The sequence below is a fragment of the Pseudomonas sp. NPDC086581 genome (assembly GCF_044746165.1).
Taxonomy (GTDB): domain Bacteria; phylum Pseudomonadota; class Gammaproteobacteria; order Pseudomonadales; family Pseudomonadaceae; genus Pseudomonas.
The window spans coordinates 712,396-730,107 of the sequence record NZ_JBIVBR010000001.1; the positions used below are offsets into that span (position 1 = coordinate 712,396).

20 protein-coding genes are annotated in these 17,712 nt (G+C 64.4%); 9 read left to right on the forward strand and 11 right to left on the reverse strand.

Going from position 1 to position 17,712, the window contains the following annotated elements:
* The first annotated feature begins 50 nt into the window (after positions 1-50).
* On the forward strand, positions 51-1,211 hold the full coding sequence (locus tag ACIPK7_RS03450) for a 1-acyl-sn-glycerol-3-phosphate acyltransferase (protein ID WP_401085291.1): 1,161 nt from the start codon (positions 51-53) through the stop codon (positions 1,209-1,211).
* A 37-nt stretch (positions 1,212-1,248) separates the two neighbouring features.
* Here ACIPK7_RS03450 and ACIPK7_RS03455 read toward each other — a convergent pair whose 3' ends face one another.
* The gene (locus tag ACIPK7_RS03455; RefSeq protein WP_401085294.1) at positions 1,249-1,533 is read right to left on the reverse strand and encodes a hypothetical protein; all 285 of its coding nucleotides are present in this window, start codon (positions 1,531-1,533) and stop codon (positions 1,249-1,251) included.
* Between the two features lie 263 nt (positions 1,534-1,796).
* Here ACIPK7_RS03455 and ACIPK7_RS03460 point away from each other — a divergent pair, with 263 nt between their 5' ends.
* A complete protein-coding gene (locus ACIPK7_RS03460) occupies positions 1,797-2,003 on the forward strand; it encodes a hypothetical protein (protein ID WP_081516299.1) in 207 nt (68 codons plus the stop codon).
* Between the two features lie 63 nt (positions 2,004-2,066).
* Here ACIPK7_RS03460 and ACIPK7_RS03465 read toward each other — a convergent pair whose 3' ends face one another.
* A complete protein-coding gene (locus ACIPK7_RS03465) occupies positions 2,067-2,654 on the reverse strand; it encodes a YajG family lipoprotein (protein ID WP_081516300.1) in 588 nt (195 codons plus the stop codon).
* 802 nt (positions 2,655-3,456) lie between these two features.
* Between ACIPK7_RS03465 and mqo the strand changes: the two genes are divergently transcribed.
* Positions 3,457-4,950: a malate dehydrogenase (quinone) gene (gene mqo / locus ACIPK7_RS03470; protein WP_401085298.1), complete on the forward strand. Its 1,494-nt coding sequence runs from the start codon at positions 3,457-3,459 to the stop codon at positions 4,948-4,950.
* A gap of 63 nt (positions 4,951-5,013) precedes the next feature.
* On the opposite strand, the gene ACIPK7_RS03475 is transcribed toward mqo, so the two are convergent.
* From ACIPK7_RS03475 to ACIPK7_RS03485, 3 genes are all read right to left on the reverse strand, one after another.
* A complete protein-coding gene (locus ACIPK7_RS03475; RefSeq protein WP_401085301.1) occupies positions 5,014-5,415 on the reverse strand; it encodes a VOC family protein in 402 nt (133 codons plus the stop codon).
* 187 nt (positions 5,416-5,602) lie between these two features.
* Positions 5,603-5,890 carry a PA4642 family protein gene (locus tag ACIPK7_RS03480; protein ID WP_401085304.1) on the reverse strand — a complete coding sequence of 96 codons (288 nt, stop codon included), beginning with the start codon at positions 5,888-5,890 and terminating at the stop codon, positions 5,603-5,605.
* A gap of 98 nt (positions 5,891-5,988) precedes the next feature.
* Positions 5,989-6,417 (reverse strand): hypothetical protein, encoded by a 429-nt coding sequence (locus ACIPK7_RS03485; RefSeq protein ID WP_401085610.1) that lies wholly within the window; start codon positions 6,415-6,417, stop codon positions 5,989-5,991.
* A gap of 194 nt (positions 6,418-6,611) precedes the next feature.
* On the opposite strand from ACIPK7_RS03485, the gene ACIPK7_RS03490 reads away from it, so the two are divergent.
* Positions 6,612-7,529, forward strand: a complete 918-nt coding sequence (locus tag ACIPK7_RS03490) for a LysR family transcriptional regulator (RefSeq protein ID WP_401085307.1) — start codon at positions 6,612-6,614, stop codon at positions 7,527-7,529.
* Here ACIPK7_RS03490 and ACIPK7_RS03495 read toward each other — a convergent pair.
* The 3 genes from ACIPK7_RS03495 to ACIPK7_RS03505 all read right to left on the reverse strand — a co-directional run bounded on the left by ACIPK7_RS03495 (position 7,513) and on the right by ACIPK7_RS03505 (position 10,173).
* Positions 7,513-8,937, reverse strand: a complete 1,425-nt coding sequence (locus ACIPK7_RS03495) for an aldehyde dehydrogenase family protein (RefSeq protein ID WP_401085309.1) — start codon at positions 8,935-8,937, stop codon at positions 7,513-7,515. The two genes, ACIPK7_RS03490 and ACIPK7_RS03495, sit on opposite strands and share 17 nt — an antisense overlap.
* Before the next feature lie 202 nt (positions 8,938-9,139).
* A complete protein-coding gene (locus ACIPK7_RS03500; protein ID WP_401085312.1) occupies positions 9,140-9,613 on the reverse strand; it encodes a WbuC family cupin fold metalloprotein in 474 nt (157 codons plus the stop codon).
* Between the two features lie 2 nt (positions 9,614-9,615).
* Positions 9,616-10,173, reverse strand: a complete 558-nt coding sequence (locus tag ACIPK7_RS03505) for a hypoxanthine-guanine phosphoribosyltransferase (protein ID WP_017519718.1) — start codon at positions 10,171-10,173, stop codon at positions 9,616-9,618.
* Between the two features lie 155 nt (positions 10,174-10,328).
* Here ACIPK7_RS03505 and upp point away from each other — a divergent pair, with 155 nt between their 5' ends.
* The 3 genes from upp to ACIPK7_RS03520 all read left to right on the forward strand — a co-directional run bounded on the left by upp (position 10,329) and on the right by ACIPK7_RS03520 (position 13,432).
* Positions 10,329-10,967, forward strand: coding sequence for a uracil phosphoribosyltransferase (upp, locus tag ACIPK7_RS03510; RefSeq protein ID WP_081516307.1), 639 nt, complete (start codon positions 10,329-10,331; stop codon positions 10,965-10,967).
* 3 nt (positions 10,968-10,970) lie between these two features.
* Entirely contained in the window at positions 10,971-12,272 is a 1,302-nt protein-coding gene (locus ACIPK7_RS03515) for a uracil-xanthine permease family protein (protein WP_192430816.1), read from the forward strand.
* A 161-nt stretch (positions 12,273-12,433) separates the two neighbouring features.
* Positions 12,434-13,432: a YbhN family protein gene (locus ACIPK7_RS03520; RefSeq protein ID WP_192430817.1), complete on the forward strand. Its 999-nt coding sequence runs from the start codon at positions 12,434-12,436 to the stop codon at positions 13,430-13,432.
* Between the two features lie 3 nt (positions 13,433-13,435).
* Here ACIPK7_RS03520 and ACIPK7_RS03525 read toward each other — a convergent pair whose 3' ends face one another.
* Both ACIPK7_RS03525 and purU read right to left on the reverse strand, forming a co-directional pair.
* Entirely contained in the window at positions 13,436-13,621 is a 186-nt protein-coding gene (locus tag ACIPK7_RS03525) for a hypothetical protein (RefSeq protein ID WP_192430818.1), read from the reverse strand.
* Between the two features lie 87 nt (positions 13,622-13,708).
* Positions 13,709-14,560 carry a formyltetrahydrofolate deformylase gene (gene purU / locus ACIPK7_RS03530; RefSeq protein WP_017519713.1) on the reverse strand — a complete coding sequence of 284 codons (852 nt, stop codon included), beginning with the start codon at positions 14,558-14,560 and terminating at the stop codon, positions 13,709-13,711.
* 258 nt (positions 14,561-14,818) lie between these two features.
* On the opposite strand from purU, the gene mvaT reads away from it, so the two are divergent.
* Positions 14,819-15,193, forward strand: coding sequence for a histone-like nucleoid-structuring protein MvaT (mvaT, locus tag ACIPK7_RS03535; protein ID WP_045211008.1), 375 nt, complete (start codon positions 14,819-14,821; stop codon positions 15,191-15,193).
* A gap of 70 nt (positions 15,194-15,263) precedes the next feature.
* Here the strand turns inward: mvaT and sbcB are convergent, their stop codons facing one another.
* Positions 15,264-16,694, reverse strand: coding sequence for an exodeoxyribonuclease I (sbcB, locus tag ACIPK7_RS03540; protein ID WP_401085315.1), 1,431 nt, complete (start codon positions 16,692-16,694; stop codon positions 15,264-15,266).
* 143 nt (positions 16,695-16,837) lie between these two features.
* On the opposite strand from sbcB, the gene ACIPK7_RS03545 reads away from it, so the two are divergent.
* A complete protein-coding gene (locus tag ACIPK7_RS03545; RefSeq protein ID WP_192430820.1) occupies positions 16,838-17,653 on the forward strand; it encodes a hypothetical protein in 816 nt (271 codons plus the stop codon).
* Positions 17,654-17,712: the final 59 nt, after the last annotated feature.

Genomic DNA, 17,712 nt, shown 5'->3' on the forward strand with positions numbered 1-17,712 from the left:
TTCCGGGCCGTCTATTTCGCGGCCCGTCCTCCCCAAAATTCATAGAGAGCATGATGGGCGAGTTCGAAGCCATCCGACCGTACAACGACGCCGAAGTCCCGGCTGTCCTGCAGCGCCTGCTGAGCGATGACGCCTTCCTCGGCGCGCTGGCGCGTTACCGTTTCCCGCGTCTGTCCGGTCCGTTCGGCTGGCTGCTCAGACCACTTATAGCCCATCGGCTGGCCCGCGAAGTCACCGGCATCCGCAGCGTCAGCGAGCTGCAGCACAAAGTCGAGCCCTACGTCGACCGGACCATCGAACACGCCACCGACGGCGTCACCTATTCGGGCGTTGAGCGCCTGCAATCCGGCCGCGCCTACCTGTTCATCGCCAACCACCGCGACATCGTGGTGGACCCGGCCTTCTGCAACTACGCGATCTACCACGCCAAGCTGCCTACGCCGCGCATCGCAATCGGCGACAACCTGCTGCAGAAGCCATTCGTCAGCGACCTGATGCGCCTGAACAAGAGCTTCATCGTGCACCGCTCGATCAGCGGCCGTCGCGAGAAGCTGGCGGCGTACCAGAACCTCTCGGCCTACATCAATCACTCGATCTGCCAGGACGGCCAGTCGATCTGGATCGCCCAGGCCGAGGGCCGCGCCAAGGACGGTGACGACCGTACCGACTCGGCGATCCTCAAGATGTTCCACATGAGCCGCAAGGACGAGCCGTTCGCCGAAGTGATCCGCCAACTGCACCTGATCCCGGTGTCCATCAGCTACGAGTACGACCCGTGCGACGCCGCCAAGGCCCGCGAGCTGTTCACCCGCGCAACCACCGGCGAATACAGGAAGGCGCCGGGCGAGGACGACCGCAGCATCGTGCAGGGCATCACCGGCTACAAGGGCCGCGTGCACATCAACTTCGGCGAAGAGATCACCGGCGACTTTGCCGACGCCAAGCAGCTCGCCGCCGAGCTTGACCGGCAGATCCTCGGCAACTACCGGTTGTTCCCGGTGCACTACCTCGCGTACGAGGCCTCCGACCTGCGCGACGCCGCGCTGAACGTGCCGCGCGCCGAGACCCTGTTCAAGGCCGAGGAACTGCAGCGCGCGCGCACCGAATGGGAGCGTCGCCTGGGCGAATGCCCCGCGGAGCAGCGCGGCCATCTGATCCTGCAGTACGCCAACCCGGTGCTGAACCAGTACCGGCTCAAGCAGCAGGCATGAAAAAAGGCGCCCTGGGGCGCCTTTTTAATTTCATCCGTTACTGATTCAGCTGCGTGCTATACCAGCTCACCATCACCGCCAACACCATGCAGGCGAAACCGAAACGGTAGAAAAAGCGGTTCATCCGCGCGGTGGGCTCGATGCTGTCCAGCGGCACCGGCGCGACTTCGCTCTCGGCGGCCAGGCGCGCCAGGGCGAGGCGCTCGCGGCGGCGGGTCGCCAGCAGCAGCCAGCCTCCGGCCAGGGCGAAGAACAGGGCCAGGTCGTTCACGATACGACCAGGATGGGCCTGGAAAAGACTCCAGAGCGCCTGCAGCGACATCACAACCTCCGCTTCAGAACTGCACGCCATCGACTTCGAAGCAAAGCGGGGGTCAGTCTGGACGAACGGGCATGGCCCGTCATGGATGAGAAACAATCGACGCGCATTTTATCCGCTGGCCCGCCACCGCAGCCAGTGCGCAACGCTTATTTACGACGAGCGTAAGAGTTATCGAGAAAGGGTCTAAGACCTCTCCCGCCCTCTGGCACGTTGCTGGCTTTAAGGAATTCTGCAAACCCGGTCTTTCGCCAAGGAGATTCGCCATGCTCGACATCGTCCCCCACGAAAATGCCTACCTGATCGAACACCTCGAGGAAATCGAAGCCGTGGTCGTCGAACTCTCGTTCAACGTCCAGGACGACCACTGGCTGGTCTACACCCAGGCCTGCGGCCACGAACACCTGGACCTACCGGAAACCGACGAGCGCATGCGCTCGTTCGAGGTCGACCCGTACCGCCAGGCCGCCTGATCGCCGCCGCTCAGCGCCCATGAAAAAGCCCGCCATTCGGCGGGCTTTTTCATGTCCGATCGATCAGCGCTGGTTCAGCGTCTGGCCGATGGTCGGGTCCTTGAACACGCGGGTCAGCGCGTCGCTGAGCACATCGCTCACCAGCTTGGTGTTGGTCGCCTGGTTCGGCGCCATACCGAAGCGCTGGTTGGTCGAGGCGCCGTAACGCCCGCTGTAGCGACGAGTGCCGCTCTGCACGTCGGCGCGGAAAGTGGCGCCGATATCGGCCTCGGTAACGTACATGCCTTCCTTGGGCGACTGGTACTTCAGCTCGGCCAGGGTCAGGGTCAGTTGCGGTGCGTTATAGGCGTTGGCCGACGGGGTGAAGCCCAGCAGGCGCACGGCGGTTTCAGCCTGCAGCTGCAGCTTGGGGATCACGTCTTCGCTGCGCACGGTCAACTGGCTGGTTTCCGAATACAGGCCGCCTCGGGTACCCAGCGCGGTGCTCGGACGACCGTCGACGACTTTCACCACCACCGGCTGGCCTTGGCCAACGGCGGCGACCGGCCCCTTGAACTCGGGGGTCGGGTTGAGTTGTTGCGGGCTGAGGGCGCAGCCGGTCAAGGTCAGGCTGGCGGCAGCGATAAAGCCGAGCAACAGGCGAGGCAGCATGCTCATCTCTCCATGGGTTAAGCGATGGCCGGCAGTATACCGGCGGGCAGCGCGGTCAGATAGCGCTTGGCCATTGGACGCGGAACCTGTTCTCAGGGTTCCCTCGCCGCGCGTCGATAGGCCGCCTTGACCCAGCTGCAGGCAAGACGCGCCGGGAGGGGGCACAAAGGGTCAATCAAGGGGTAGACACTAGGAAAAAAGTCTAAGGTGCAGAGCTTTTTTTTGTGTTTCGCCGTTATAATCGCCCCCCGATTATAAGGACGCCTCCTGGTCGGGCCCCGCACGATGCCGACACACCGTGTCTCGCCTCTGCCACCCCTCAAAGAGAGTCGCCACTCGCCTCGGTCACTGGCCGTCGCGCTTTGTACGTTCGTTGCGCAGAACTTGGCAAGGATGCAGCCGCCCCCTCCGCATGGAGACCGGACCGGCCCGCGACGACGATCCCCTTTGAGCTTCACGCCTCCAAAAGAGCGTGATCGAAGGTTTTTCACTACTTCACGAGAGTGTGGCGAGCAATGAAGAGTTTTGCGTTGGTAGCACCATTGACGTCTGACCCCGCAGCACTGAATCGCTTTTTCGGCACCGGAAGCCGCGCCTAAGCGCCACTTTCGGATGCACTTGCGGATGAATTCGTCCGCCGTGGACTGCCGAGAGGGTGCGCACTTCCCTTTCTCCGATCCCGGCCCGAGACATTCCGCGAAAGGTCCTTTGCGACCTGAGAAGAATTCGGACACGCGGCTTTCGCGCAACGAGCGCAAGGCCCCTGTCACAACTGGCTGCTGATAGTTTTGGAGACGCGTTAATGGCGCAGAACGAAATCGAATCGATGGACGTGCTGCTGGTCGGCGCCGGCATCATGAGCGCAACCCTGGCTGTCCTGCTCAAGGAAGTCGATCCGGGCGTCAAGCTCGAGATCGTCGAACTGCAGGAATCCGGAGCCATCGAGAGTTCCAACCCGTGGAACAACGCCGGTACCGGTCACGCCGGCCTCTGCGAGCTGAACTACACCCCGCAGGCGGCTGACGGCTCGATCGACATCAAGAAGGCGGTGAATATCAACGCCCAGTTCGAGGTGTCCAAGCAGTTCTGGGCCTACCTGACCGGGAAGGATGCCTTCGGCGCGCCGCGCAACTTCATCAACCCCGTTCCGCACATGAGCTTCGTGCGTGGCAAGGACATTCCTTTCCTGAAGAAGCGCCATGAGCTGCTCAGCCAGCACCATGCCTTCTCCTCGATGGAATACACCGAGGACCGCGCGAAGATCGCCGACTGGGCCCCGCTGACCATCCCCGGCCGCCCGGCCGACGAGCAGGTCGCGATGACCCGCGTGGAAAGCGGCACCGACGTCAACTTCGGCGCCCTGACCAACCAGCTGCTGAGCTACCTCTCCAGCCGCGAAGGCAGCGAAGTCCGCTACTTCCAGAAGGTCGTGGGACTCGAGCGCACAGGCGACGGCTGGCTGGTGGACATCAAGAACACCCAGACCGGCGACGCCCGCAAGGTCAAGGCGAAGTTCGTCTTCCTCGGCGCCGGTGGCGGCGCGCTGCCGCTGCTGCAGATGTCCGGCATCCCGGAAAGCAAGGGTTTCGGCGGCTTCCCGGTGAGCGGCCAGTGGCTGCGTTGCGACAACCCGGAAGTGGTCAAGCACCACCAGGCCAAGGTCTACAGCCAGGCCGAAGTGGGCGCCCCGCCGATGTCCGTGCCGCACCTGGACACCCGCGTGGTCGAGGGCAAGACCTCCCTGCTGTTCGGCCCGTACGCCGGCTTCTCCACCAAGTTCCTGCGCCACGGTTCGTTCCTCGACCTGCCGCTCTCGGTGCGCACCAGCAACCTGCTGCCGATGCTCGCCGTGGCCCGTGACAACATGGACCTCACCCGCTACCTGGTGAAGGAAGTCATGCAGTCCATGGACCAGCGTATCGAAGCCCTGCGCAAGTTCTACCCGGAACTGAACCCAGCCGACTGGCGCCTCGAAACCGCTGGCCAGCGCGTGCAGATCATCAAGAAGGACCCGAAGAAAGGCGGCATCCTGCAGTTCGGTACCGAACTGGTGGCAGCCCAGGACGGCAGCATCGCCGCCCTGCTCGGCGCCTCGCCGGGTGCCTCGGTCACCGTCTCGATCATGCTGGGCCTGCTGGAGCGCTGCTTCCCCGAGCGCTACAAGTCGGCCGAGTGGACCGCGAAGCTCAAGGAGATCTTCCCGGCCCGCGAGAAGCAGCTGGAAACCGACGCCGCGGTGTACCGCGAAGTCAACCAGATGACCGCAGACCGTCTGCAGATCGTCGCCGCGTCCTGAGTGCCGCACTCATGAAAAAGCCCGCCATCCGGCGGGCTTTTTCGTTTCTGTCTTCGCAAAAGGTCAATGGCAGCTGACCATCCAGCCGACGCCGAAACGGTCGGTGAGCATGCCGAAGCGCTGCGCCCAGAAAGTCTTCTCCAGCGGCATCTCCACCCGCCCCTCCTCCGCCAGGGCGGCGAATGCCTGCTCCGCCGCCACCACGCTGCGCAGCGTCAGATGCAGGGAGAAACCATTGAAAGCGGCGTTGTGCTCGCCGCGGCCATCGGACAGGAAGACTTCCGTCTCGCCGATCTGCAGGCTGGCGTGCATCACCTTGTCCAGCCAGCCATCGGGCACCGGCGACGGTCCCGGCGCCTCCTCAAAGCGCATCAGCGCCCCCAGTTGAGCACCCACTGCGTGTTGGTAGAAGGCAATGGCCTCTTCGGCACGACCATGGAAAAACAGATAGGGCTGTACTTGCACGGCTTCGTCCTCGCCTTGTCGTTATCGTTCTGAGAAGAAGTCTAGGCGGGGATTGCACAGCGGGCTCTGTTCGCGAGCAAGCTCGCCCCTACAGGGTGAGCCCGCTTTTCGTAGGAGCGAGCTTGCTCGCGAACCGCCCTGAACAAAAAAGCCCGCACAAGGCGGGCTTTTCAGCGGTTCGCAGCGGTCAGCCGCGAGCGGCCTTGATCACTTCGATGTAGGGCTCGGCCTGGCGCTGGTCCTGGATCAGGGCGATGAAGTCCAGGCCCTGGGCATCCTTGGCGGACAGGTCGTAACCGGCTTCGACGAAGAAGCCGACGAAGCGCTCGAAGTCGTCGATGCGCAGGCCGCGGTAGGCTTTGATCAGCTTGTGCAGGGACGCCGGGGTGTCGTCGGCCGGTTCCACGTCGAGGAACAGCTTGATGGCGTCGTCGTTGATCTCTTCGCCAATCACCTGCTTCTTGTCTTTACGCATCGCTCGCTTCTCTCTACGGCTGTCTCGGGGATCGCGGCCGGCAACGGCTCAGGCCGGGCACCACGGGTCGGGCAGTTTAACCCTGCGCCGTGCGCGGCTCAACGCGCACGCACCGCGCCGGTATGCAGGTCGGCCCAGATATGGCCGTTGCCGTAGGTGAGGAACTGCACGTAGACGGTGCCGTTGCGCAGCAGGTCGAGCAACTGTGGATAAGCCGCCTGCGGGTAATACAGGCTGAGCACGCGGGCCCTCTCGTCGTAGGCCGGCTTCTTCAGGCTCTTGCCCTCGGCGTCGAAGCTGATGACCACTTGGCTGATCTGCGCGCCCTTGTTCAGCGGCTTGCCCTTGAGGCGCAGCAGCGAAGGCGTGGTGATCGGGATCGGCTGCTGGTTGGACTGGCGCTGGTTGCCCAGCACCACGCTGTATTCGGTGACTTGCAGCAGTTGCTGCTGCTCCGGCTCGCCCTGGCGCAGACCGGCGTCGTCCGGCGGCAGGAACTGGCTGTGCATCGGCGCGGCAATGGTCATCCCGGCAAAGCCGAGGGGAAGGCAGAACAACAGCGCCAGCACGGCGCCCGGCATGCGAACGGACATCATCACCTCCGCGGGACAGGGCCAAGCACTCTAGCACGCGCCCGAAGCGCCACGACAGGCGCACATGGCAAGCCCGGTGATACATTGATAGCCTTCGAAGCAACAACCCCAACACATTGACAACGTACATGCTGCACAACGTCTCCGACCTCGACCTGCGCCTGCTGCGCATCTTCGCCTGCGTGGTGCGCTGCGGTGGCTTTTCCGCCGCCCAGGGCGAGCTGGGCATGGGCCAGTCGACCATCAGCACGCACATCGCCAGCCTGGAAACGCGCCTGGGATATCGCTTGTGCGAACGCGGCAAGAGCGGCTTCCGCCTGACCGAGAAAGGCGAGCGCGTGCTGGATTACGCGCAGAGCCTGTTCGCCGCGCTGGACGACTTCCGCGATCAGGTGCAGTCCCTGGCCGGGCGTCTGGTCGGCGAGCTGCACCTGGGTCTGGCCGACAACATCGCCACCCTCCCCGACGCCCGCATCCACCAGACCCTGGCGCGCTTCAGCTGCCGCGACCAGGATGTGCGCCTGCATTTCCTCATCGAATCTTCCAGCGAGCTGGAACGTCTGGTGCTCAGTGGCAGACTGCACCTGGCCATCGCCTGCTTCAGCCGGCGCCTGCCGAACCTGCGCTACGAGCCGCTGTACCACGAGCGGGTAGCAGTGTTCTGCGGGCGCGAGCATCCACTGTTCGACAAGTCAGTGAAGGACGCCGCAGAGCTGGAAAGCTGCGACTGGATCCAGCACGGCTACGCGGTGGCCGACGTGCAGTTGCCCGCCGACCCGCAACGCAGCACGGCCTTCACCCAGCACATGGAGGCGGTGCTCCACGCCGTGCGCGCCGGCACGCACCTGGGCTACCTGCCCACGCACTACGCCGAACGCTGGGTGGAACAGGGCGAGATGCGCGCGCTGCTGCCGGACAGCCTCGGCTACGGGATCACCCACAGCCTGGTGGTGCGCGACGATCCGGGGCACAACGAAGCGCTCCAGGCGCTGGTCGAGGACCTGCGCCTGGAGCACGGGGTGACGCCGATCAGCGCGGCGCGGTGATGTGCTTGATGTCGAAGAACGCCGACAAGCCCCACGGGCCCAGCTCGCGGCCGATACCGCTGCGCTTGCCGCCGCCCCAGGAGGTCTGCGGGAACACCACTTGCGGCGAGTTCAGCCAGACGTTGCCGGCTTCCAGGTTCTCCGCGACACGCTGAGCGCGCTCGAGATCGGCGCTGCACACGGTGGCGGCCAGGGCGAAATCGCTGTCGTTGGCCTGGCGCAGGGCATCCGCTTCATCACTGAAGGTGCGCACGCACAGCACCGGGCCGAAGATTTCCTCGCGCCACAGGCGGCTGTCCGCCGGTACGTCGGTGTACACGGTCGGCTGGATGAACCAGCCCTCGGCCGCTTCGCCGCCGGTCAGGCAGGCCAGGCCTTCGTCGCGGGCGACCGCGAAGTAATCGAGCACCTTGCGGTACTGCGCCTCGCTGGTCATCGGCCCCATGTCGGTCTCGCCGAGCAGCGAGTCACCGACGCGCAGGCCTTCCACCGCGACCTTCAGCTTCGCCAGCAGCGGCGCGGCAATAGACTCCTGCACCAACAGGCGCGAGGTGGCGGAGCACATCTGCCCGGCGTTCCAGTAGACGCCGGCGATGATCCACTGCACGGCCTCGTCCAGATCGCAGTCCTCGAACACCAGGATCGGCGACTTGCCGCCCAGCTCCAGGCCCACCGGCAGAGTGCGCGCGGCAGCGGCTTCCATGACCTTGCGGCCGACGACGTTGCTGCCGGTGAAGGACAGCTTGGCGATGCCCGGATGGCCGCACAGCGCGGCGCCGGCATCGGCCAGGCCCGGCACCAGGTTCAGCACGCCGGCCGGCAGGCCGATGGCGTCGGCGATCTCGCCCAGCACCAGTTCGATCAGCGGGGTGATTTCCGAGGGCTTGAGCACCACGGTGCAGCCCGCCGCCAGGGCTGGCGCGACTTTCCAGGCGCTGGTCACCAGTGGGAAGTTCCACGGCACGATCAGGCCGACCACGCCAATCGGCTCGAAGCGGGTCTGCGAGCGGTAGCCGGCATCCGGCAGGGCCACCTCGGCGTTCTGCCGGGCGTCCAGTTGGTCGGCCAGTTCGGCGTAGTAGGCGAAGGTGGCGATGGCGTCGCCGATATCGATTTCCGCTTCCAAGCGCGGCTTGCCGCTAGCCTGCATCTGCAGGGCGATCAGCGCTTCGCTGCGAGCTTCGAGCTGCTCGGCGAAGGCGCGCAGGTAACCGGCGCGCTGGGCGGCGCTGGTTAGTTTCCAGTCGGCGAAGGCGCGCTTGGCGGCAGCGACGGCGCGCTCCACGTCGGACACACCGGCGCAGGCGACTTCCGGCAGCGCTTCACGGGTGGCGGGAGCGATCGGGCGCAGGACGGCGCCGCTGTCGGCAGACTGCCATTGGCCATCGATATAAAGGAGACGGGACATGCGAACCTCGGACGGTTGTCTGGTGAGGGTCGCAGGATAGGGGGAGCATGCGTCGGCAAAAATGCGAGTCACCCCATGCACGCATCGATGCAGACAGATGTGTCAGAGGACTGTAGGAGCGAGCTTGCTCGCGAACAGACTCAGCAGACGCAGCGGAGCTGGGCGGTTCGCGAGCAAGCTCGCTCCTACGAAAAGCAATCGCTCAGGCGAATTGCGAGCGCATCCACGCCAGATAGTCTGCAGCACCCGCCTCGCCCTCGCGGGGCGCCCACTGCCCGCGCTCGTCCTCACCCAGCGGCACGAAGGGGCCGGCCTTGGCTTCGAACATGATGCTGTCCGGCTCCAGCGCCACGATGGCGTGGAAGGTGCCCGGCGGCAGTTCCGCACCGACGCAATCGCCGCCCGCGCGCAGTACGCGGGTAGTCAGCAGCTCGCCGTTATCGGAAAAAATCAGCAGGCCCAGCGCGCCCTTCACCACCAGCAGGCTCTCGGCCTTGTCCGGATGACGGTGGCAATGCGGCGGGATGTAACTGTCGGGCTGCAGCGCATTGAGCAGCCGATGACACGGCTCGGTCTGCTCATGGAAGTTGTGGTTCTGCCGGCGCCGGGGGCTGGCAGCGGCACGTGCCGTGACCTCATCGAACAGCGCACTGTCGAGAAAACGCGGCCCGCTCATCGTCAGAGACCTTTTACGGCGAAGATACCGGCGGCGTTGCGCCAGTAGCCTTTGTAGTCCATGCCGTAGCCGAAGATGTAGCGGTCGATGCAGGACAGGCCCACGTAGTCGGCCTTCAGATCCGGACGGGCCTTGCGGTCGTGGTCCTTGTCGATCAGCACGGCGGTGTGCACGCGCTTGGCGCCGGCGTGCTTGCAGAAGTCCATGATCGCCGAGAGGGTGTGCCCTTCGTCGAGGATGTCGTCGATGATCAGCACTTCGCGGTCGATGAAGGAGATTTCCGGCTTGGCCTTCCAGAACAGCTCGCCGCCGGTGGTTTCGTTGCGGTAACGGGTCGCATGCAGGTAGGAGGCTTCCAGCGGGAAATTCAGCAGCGGAAGCAACTTGCCAGAGAAGATCAGGCCGCCGTTCATCACGCAGAACACCACCGGATTGGTGTCGGCCAGCGAGCCATTGATGGCCTCGGCCACACGGGCGATGGCGGCCTCTACCTCGGCGTTGGTGTACAGGCAGTCGGCTTCGGCCATGACTTGGCGGATGTGCGCGAGATCGACGGACATGGGGGTTCTCCCGTGAAAAAGTGCGCAAAGGTACCTATCGGCGTGCCACGGAGCAAGGGGCAGCGGACGAATGTCGCCGACAATCGTGGCCCAAGGTAGCTAGGATGCATTACGCTACCGCAATTTTTTTGCCAGCCCGTCCGGAGAACCCGTCCATGCCCGTCCTCGAGATCCGCCATCCCCTGATCCGCCACAAGATCGGACTGATGCGCCGTCACGATATCAGTACCAAGAATTTCCGCGAGCTGGCCCAGGAAGTAGGCGCCCTGCTGACCTACGAGGCGACCAAGGACCTGCCGCTGGAGAACTACGAGATCGAAGGCTGGGCCGGCCCCGTGCAGGTCGAGAAGATCGCCGGCAAGAAGATCACCGTGGTGCCGATCCTGCGCGCCGGCATCGGCATGCTTGACGGCGTGCTCAGCCTGATTCCGGGTGCCAAGGTCAGCGCCGTGGGCGTGGCGCGCAACGAGGAAACCCTCGAAGCGCACACCTACCTGGAAAAGCTCGCGCCGGACATCGCCGAGCGCCGTTCGCTGATCATCGACCCGATGCTCGCCACCGGCGGCTCGATGGTCGCCACCATCGACCTGCTCAAGAAAGCCGGCAGCAAGGACATCCGCGCCATGGTGCTGGTGGCCGCTCCCGAAGGGATCAAGGCAGTCAACGATGCGCATCCGGACGTGCTCATCCTGACCGCTTCCATCGACCAGTGCCTGAACGAGAACGGGTACATCATGCCGGGCCTGGGCGACGCCGGTGACAAGATCTTCGGCACCAAGCAGAAGGAAACCTGATAGATGGCCGATGAATTCAACGAACCGCTGTGGCGCCAGGTTATTTCCGGCGCGCAGATGCTCTTCGTGGCCTTCGGCGCACTGGTGCTGATGCCGCTGATCACCGGCCTGGACCCGAACGTCGCGCTGTTCACCGCCGGCTTCGGCACCCTGATGTTCCAGATCGTCACCGGCCGCCAGGTTCCGGTTTTCCTGGCCTCGAGCTTCGCCTTCATCACCCCGATCATCCTCGCCAAGGGCCAGTTCGGCCTGGCGGCGACCATGGGTGGGGTAGTGGCGGCAGGCTTCGTCTACACCTTCCTGGGCCTGGCGGTGAAGGTCAAGGGCACCGGTTTCATCGACCGCCTGCTACCGCCAGTGGTCATCGGCCCGGTGATCATCTCCATCGGCCTGGCCATGGCTCCCATCGCCGCCAACATGGCGATGGGCAAGGCCGGTGACGGCACCGAGCTGATCCCCTACAAGACCGCCATGTTCATCTCCATGCCGGCGCTGCTGACCACCCTGATCGTCGCCGTGTTCGGCAAGGGCATGCTGCGCCTGGTACCGATCATCGCCGGCGTGCTGGTGGGCTACGGCCTGTCCTTCGCCTTCGGCGTGGTCGACGTGGCGAAGATCGTCGCTGCGCCCTGGCTGGAGCTGCCGAAGTTCACTGCGCCGGAATTCAACTGGCAGGCCATCCTGTTCATCGTTCCGGTGGCGCTGGCCCCGGCCATCGAGCACATCGGCGGCGTCATCGCGGTGGGCGGCGTGACCGGCAAGAACTACCTGAAGACCCCGGGCCTGCACCGCACCCTGCTGGGCGACGGCATCGCCACCTCCGCCGCCGGCCTGTTCGGCGGGCCGCCGAACACCACCTATGCCGAAGTCACCGGCGCGGTGATGCTGACCAAGAACTACAACCCGAAGATCATGACCTGGGCGGCGGTGTTCGCCATCAGCCTGGCCTTCGTCGGCAAGTTCGGCGCCATCCTGCAGAGCATCCCGGTCCCGGTGATGGGCGGCATCCTCTGCCTACTGTTCGGCACCATCGCCTCGGTGGGCATGAACACCCTGATCCGCCATAAGGTGGACCTGTCCCAGGCGCGCAACCTGTGCATCGTCTCGGTCACTCTGGTGTTTGGCATCGGCGGCGTACTGATCGGCACCGGCACCGGCCCGGACGACTTCGGCCTGAAGGGCATTGCCCTGTGCGCGATCGTCGCCATTTTGCTCAACCTGATCCTGCCCGGCGAAGAAGGCTGGGAGAACAAGGCGCTGGAACAAGGCGCCGGCGACTCCTCCGCTGACACGCCCGCCGAGTGAGGCAGCGGCGCCGCCGGAGGGCGGCGCCGAAGCCCACGTAAAGTTGGGCGAACGCCACATGCCGAACACGGTCCATTCAGCATGACAGTTCGATTCCGACAGGAGGCACTGCCCATCCGCTTCGCCTCGCTCGTCCCGTTTTCCCCGTCGCAGGTGCGCCCGTGAGCCGTGCCGCGTGGCTGCTGCTCGGCCTGATCGGCGCCTCGCTGATCCCCCTCGCCATCGGCGGCCGGGAGATGCTCGAGCATGTCCTGGCCTTCCCCCTCGACCAGTTGCTGATCATGTTCGGCATGATCTGCCTGTGCTGGCTGATCAACGCGCAGAAGCTGCGGGTGCTGCTCAACGGCCGCGCCGGCGAGATCGGCAAGGTACGCTCAGTGGGCATCATCATGGCCTCGGAGTTCGCCTTCTACGCGACCCCCGGCGGCACCGGCGGCCCGCTGACCCTGATGGCCCTGCTCGCCCGCCGCGGCATGCGCCCGGCGCACAGCAGCGCGATCTTCGCCGTGGACCAGTTGAGCGACCTGCTGTTCTTTCTCTGCGCACTGGCCGCGGTGCTGGTGTGGGCGCTGTCGCACAGCGTCAGCCCGAACCTGGAGACATCGCTGATCACCAGCGGCGTGCTGCTGGGTGGAATCTTCTTCGGCGTCGTGCTGCTCGCACGCTTCCAGCGCCAGGTGATCACGGCCAACGGGCGCCTGTTCAAGCGTCTGGGGATGAAGCCACGCACGCGCCTGCACTGGGCGCGCAAATGCCTGCATTTCCGCGACACACTGGTGAGCTGCCTGCGCCAGCCCAAGCGCCGGCTGCTACTGATCTTCTTCTTTACCTGCTGCCACTGGGTGCTGCGCTTCTCGGTGCTCTACATCACCTTGAAGGCGCTGGGCGTAGACCTGCACTGGGCCTGGGCCTTCCTGATCCAGCTGCTGTCGCTGGCCGCAGGTCTCGCCACGCTGCTGCCCGGTGGCGCAGGAGGCACGGAGCTGACCAGCGCCGCACTGCTCGCCCCGCTGGTGGGCAAGTCCACGGCGGCCGCGGCCATCCTGATCTGGCGCGTGGTGACCTACTACTTCTACCTGGTGATGGGCGCGCCGGTATTCGCCCTGATGGCGGGCCGGCCGTTGCTGCGCAAGCTGATGGGGTTGCGGGAAAGCGCCTGAGGATCAGTCGCCGGAAGACTCGTCGTTTTCGGACGGCGTCTTTGGCTTGAGTGAGTCCCAGAGTTCAGCGGCGCCGGGAAACTCGGTGCCGTCCTCGTCGCTCAAGGCTTCGGGATCATAGCGGCTGGTGCAACCTTCGCCCAGGGTGGGCGGCGGGGTGGCGGTACCGGGGTTCTTCGGGTCACTCATGCTGGCCATCTCCGTTGAGCGCAGCGCCCGCCGCCGAACAGCGGCGGGAGCATGCGAAGTACCCAGTCTAGAACGAGACTGCGTGGATCAGTCGAACACCACGGTCTTGTTGTCGTGCACCAGCACGCGGTCTTCCAGGTGGTAGCGCAGGCCGCGGGCCAGCACCAGCTTCTCTACGTCCTTGCCCAGGCGCACCAGGTCCTCGATGTTGTCGCGGTGGCTGATGCGCACCACGTCCTGCTCGATGATCGGGCCGGCGTCCAGCTCCTCGGTCACGTAGTGGCAAGTCGCACCGATCAGCTTCACCCCGCGCAGCGACGCCTGGTGGTAAGGCTTGGCGCCAACGAAGGACGGCAGGAAGCTGTGGTGGATGTTGATCACCTGGTGGCGGTACTTCTGGCACAGGTCCGGCGGCAGGATCTGCATGTAGCGCGCCAGCACCACGTTGTCGGCCTGGTGTTCGTCGATCAGGCGCGACACCTGCTCGAAGGCCGGTTGCTTGTTCTTCGGGTCCACCGGGACGTGGAAGTACGGAATGCCGTGCCACTCCACCATGCTGCGCAGGTCATCGTGGTTGGCGATCACGCAGGGAATCTCGCAATCCAGCTCGCCGCTGTGCCAGCGGTGCAGCAGGTCGGCCAGGCAGTGCGATTCGCGACTGGCCATCAGCACGACGCGTTTCTTCACCGAGGAGTCGGTGATGCGCCACTCCATGGAGAACTCGCGGGCAATCGGGGCGAAGGCCTGGCGGAAACCGTCGATATCGAACGGCAGGGAATCGGCACGAATCTCGTGCCGCATGAAGAACCAGCCGTTGTCGTTGTCGGAATGGTGACTGGCCTCGGTGATCCAGCCGTTGTAAGTGGCCAGGAAATTACTCACCTTGGCGACGATGCCGACCCCGTCAGGGCAGGCGATCACCAGTCGGAAAGTGCGCATGGGTGTACTCCAGATACATCGCGAAGGCCGCCATTCTAGCGGCTCGAGGGGAAAAGATCAGCCATTGCCGCGGTGCGCCGACGAGAGCCAGTTCGGTGCATTGCGAGTGCATCGATTAATTACCGGCGAATGAACTAGTTAAATAAGTCGACAATTACCGACAAAACTTTTCCCAAGCATTTACTTGAAGAACTTCGCTGACTATTATGTCTGCTACAAACTTTCCGCCAACGCTGGACCCAGAACAAGGTACCCAACATGTCGCTGATCAACGAGTACCGCGCTACCGAAGAAGCCATCAAGGAACTTCAGGAGCGGCTGAAATCCCTGGAACAGGACGACAAGCTGAAGAAAGAGCTTGAGTTCGAAGAGAAACTTCGCGCACTCATGGCCAGCTACGGCAAGTCCCTGCGTGACGTCATCGCCCTGCTCGATCCGGACGCGAAGCTGAGCAAATCGCCGCGTGCCGCAAAAGCCACCGTGAGCAAGCGCGCTCGCAAGGTCAAGCAGTACAAGAACCCGCACAATGGTGAAGTGATCGAAACCAAGGGCGGCAACCACAAGACCCTCAAGGAATGGAAAGCCAAGTGGGGCGCCGAGGCCGTAGAAGGCTGGGCCACACTGCTGGGCTAAGCCTTGCGGAGTTAAAAAACGCCAGCCTTGCGCTGGCGTTTTTTATTGCCTGTGAGAAATGTGCGCGGCGCTACAGGCTGTAGCGCGCACGCAGCACCTGCGCATACTTGTCCCACTCTTGCAGCACCAGACGGCCGGCCGGCGTCACATTGACCAGTTGCTCGCTCATTGCGGCGGCAAAGTTATCCAGAGTATTCGGCGCCCCCCACTCGGCCTGACTCAGGCGCGCACGGCAAAAGTCCTGCCATTGTTGCTGTTCCGAGGCATTCAAAGTTTCGGGGAAATTGCGTGCCCGATAACGGAAGAGAAGTTCGGGAAGTCGCGCGTCATCGAACGGCCATTGCTCTTTCGCCAACCGCGCAGGGTCGGCCTGGCGAACCTGTTCGCACAATCGGCGATCACGGTCGCCGATAAATCCGTCATACAACTGCTGCTCGGGATCTTCACTGCCGGCGAAACTTTCCTCGGTATACAGGGGCGCGAGTTTGTCCTGCCAGATTGCCTTCGCCTCGGTCAGTGTCCGCGCCGCCGCCAGGCAGGCGTCGAGGTTAAGGCCGATGCGCTCGCGATCCTGCGGGCGCAGGACGGACAGCGGCGCCACCACCGGGCATTTGTTGATGTGCAGCAGCTTCAGCGGCACCGGCAGCTCGCCCTCGGCCAACTGGTCACGACGCGTGTAAAGGCGCTTGCGCAGGGTTTCCGCATCCAGTTCCAGCAAGGGCGAAACATCGGCGCCCAGGTCGCAGACGATCAATGCATTGCGGTTGCGCGGATGCCAGCCCAGCGGAAGCACCACGGAGAGATAGTGCCGCGCCCCGGAAAACATGCCGGAGATATGCACCATCGGCTGCAACACGCGCACCTGATCCAAAACACCCTGCTTGCCGCGCAGGCGATAGAGGTAGTCGTAGAGCTTGGGCTGGCGGTCACGCACCAGCCGCGCCAGGGCGATGGTAGCGCGCACGTCGGACAGCGCGTCGTGCGCCTGCCCGTGATCGATGCCGTTGGCCGCGGTAAGGCGCTCCAGCTTGAGGCTGACGACGCCGTCCTGCTCGGGCCAGACGATGCCTTCGGGGCGGAGGGCGTAGGCGGTCCTCACCATGTCGATCAGGTCCCAGCGGCTGTTGCCGCCCTGCCACTCGCGGGCATAGGGATCGAAGAAATTGCGGTACAGGCTGTAGCGCGTCACCTCATCGTCGAAGCGCAGGCTGTTGTAGCCCGCCACGCAGGTTCCCGGCTGCGCCAGTTCGGCGTGCAGGCGGGTCATGAATTCGGCTTCGCCCAGACCGCGCTCTTCCAGGCGATCCGGGGTGATGCCGGTGACCAGGCAGGCGGCCGGGTGCGGAAGGATGTCGTCGCTGGGCCGGCAATAGAGGTTCAGCGATTCACCAATCTCGTTGAGTTCCTCGTCCGTGCGGATACCGGCCACCTGCAATGGGCGGTCGCGGCGCGGGTCGATACCGGTGGTTTCGTAGTCGTACCAGAAGATGCTGGCGTTCATCGTTTTTCCTTGCCTGCAAGCGAGTGCGTCGCAGTCTAACAGTGCGGCCGACCACACTTCCAAAACGCCTCACTGGCACCTAGCCAGCCCCCGCCTTTATGATGGGCGTCGCAAGGACACACCCACTGGAAAGGACTTTCCTCATGCAAGACATCGCTGCACAAAATCCCTACAGCGCTCCGCAGAGCAACCTCGAACCGAGTGCCGCCCAAGGCGCGGCACCGTCAATCGTCGAGGCCCTGACCCGCGGCTACAACTTCAGCATCGGCGACCTGCTGGGCGAATCCTGGCGCCGAACCAAAGGCGCCAAGGGCCTGATCATCGGCGGCTTCGTGGTTTTCTATGCGGCGATCTTCGCCCTGGTCAACGTGCTCAGCCTGTTCCTCACCGTGGTCGGCGTCGCCGGGATCGCCGGCATGGGCCTGCTCGGTGACAGCGAAGCCGCCGGCGGAATGGCAGTCGGCGCGCTGGTCGCGTTCTTCATCGGCTCCCTCGTTCTGAGCTTCATCGCCACCGCCGTCTGCTACCCGCTGCTGGCCGGTGTGAACATGCTCGGCATCCGCCGCGCGGCCGATCAGCCGCTTCGCTTCAACGAAGTCTTCAGCCACTTCGGCCGCACCTTCCAGGTTGTGGTCTGCGTGCTGCTGAGCACCATCATGATCTTCATCGGCTACTTCCTCTTCGTGCTGCCGGGCATCTACCTGAGCATCGCCTACATGCTCGCCATCCCGCTGGTGGTCGAGCGCGGCCTGTCGCCCTGGGCGGCGATGGAAGTCTCGCGCAAGGCCATCACCCAGCACTGGTTCAAGGTCTTCGGCCTACTGCTGGTGTTCGGCGTGCTGTTCATGCTCAGCACCTTGACCCTGGGCATCGCGCTGATCTGGGTGTTGCCGTGGCTGATCGTCGCCATCGGTGTGCTCTACCGCACCATCTTCGGCGTGCTGCCGCCGGCCAAGTAACCAAATTGGCCTGAGCCTGCCAGCGCGGTTGCCTCGCCGCACCGCGCTGGCTAGCATCT

What these genes read in the sequence shown, in the direction of transcription:
- ACIPK7_RS03450 (WP_401085291.1), top strand. Translation starts at nt 51, where the DNA reads ATGATGGGCGAGTTCGAAGCCATCCGACCGTACAACGACGCCGAAGTC.
- ACIPK7_RS03455 (WP_401085294.1), bottom strand. Translation starts at nt 1,533, where the DNA reads ATGTCGCTGCAGGCGCTCTGGAGTCTTTTCCAGGCCCATCCTGGTCGT.
- ACIPK7_RS03460 (WP_081516299.1), top strand. Translation starts at nt 1,797, where the DNA reads ATGCTCGACATCGTCCCCCACGAAAATGCCTACCTGATCGAACACCTC.
- ACIPK7_RS03465 (WP_081516300.1), bottom strand. Translation starts at nt 2,654, where the DNA reads ATGCTGCCTCGCCTGTTGCTCGGCTTTATCGCTGCCGCCAGCCTGACC.
- mqo (WP_401085298.1), top strand. Translation starts at nt 3,457, where the DNA reads ATGGCGCAGAACGAAATCGAATCGATGGACGTGCTGCTGGTCGGCGCC.
- ACIPK7_RS03480 (WP_401085304.1), bottom strand. Translation starts at nt 5,890, where the DNA reads ATGCGTAAAGACAAGAAGCAGGTGATTGGCGAAGAGATCAACGACGAC.
- ACIPK7_RS03485 (WP_401085610.1), bottom strand. Translation starts at nt 6,417, where the DNA reads ATGACCATTGCCGCGCCGATGCACAGCCAGTTCCTGCCGCCGGACGAC.
- ACIPK7_RS03490 (WP_401085307.1), top strand. Translation starts at nt 6,612, where the DNA reads ATGCTGCACAACGTCTCCGACCTCGACCTGCGCCTGCTGCGCATCTTC.
- ACIPK7_RS03495 (WP_401085309.1), bottom strand. Translation starts at nt 8,937, where the DNA reads ATGTCCCGTCTCCTTTATATCGATGGCCAATGGCAGTCTGCCGACAGC.
- ACIPK7_RS03500 (WP_401085312.1), bottom strand. Translation starts at nt 9,613, where the DNA reads ATGAGCGGGCCGCGTTTTCTCGACAGTGCGCTGTTCGATGAGGTCACG.
- ACIPK7_RS03505 (WP_017519718.1), bottom strand. Translation starts at nt 10,173, where the DNA reads ATGTCCGTCGATCTCGCGCACATCCGCCAAGTCATGGCCGAAGCCGAC.
- upp (WP_081516307.1), top strand. Translation starts at nt 10,329, where the DNA reads ATGCCCGTCCTCGAGATCCGCCATCCCCTGATCCGCCACAAGATCGGA.
- ACIPK7_RS03515 (WP_192430816.1), top strand. Translation starts at nt 10,971, where the DNA reads ATGGCCGATGAATTCAACGAACCGCTGTGGCGCCAGGTTATTTCCGGC.
- ACIPK7_RS03525 (WP_192430818.1), bottom strand. Translation starts at nt 13,621, where the DNA reads ATGAGTGACCCGAAGAACCCCGGTACCGCCACCCCGCCGCCCACCCTG.
- purU (WP_017519713.1), bottom strand. Translation starts at nt 14,560, where the DNA reads ATGCGCACTTTCCGACTGGTGATCGCCTGCCCTGACGGGGTCGGCATC.
- mvaT (WP_045211008.1), top strand. Translation starts at nt 14,819, where the DNA reads ATGTCGCTGATCAACGAGTACCGCGCTACCGAAGAAGCCATCAAGGAA.
- sbcB (WP_401085315.1), bottom strand. Translation starts at nt 16,694, where the DNA reads ATGAACGCCAGCATCTTCTGGTACGACTACGAAACCACCGGTATCGAC.
- ACIPK7_RS03545 (WP_192430820.1), top strand. Translation starts at nt 16,838, where the DNA reads ATGCAAGACATCGCTGCACAAAATCCCTACAGCGCTCCGCAGAGCAAC.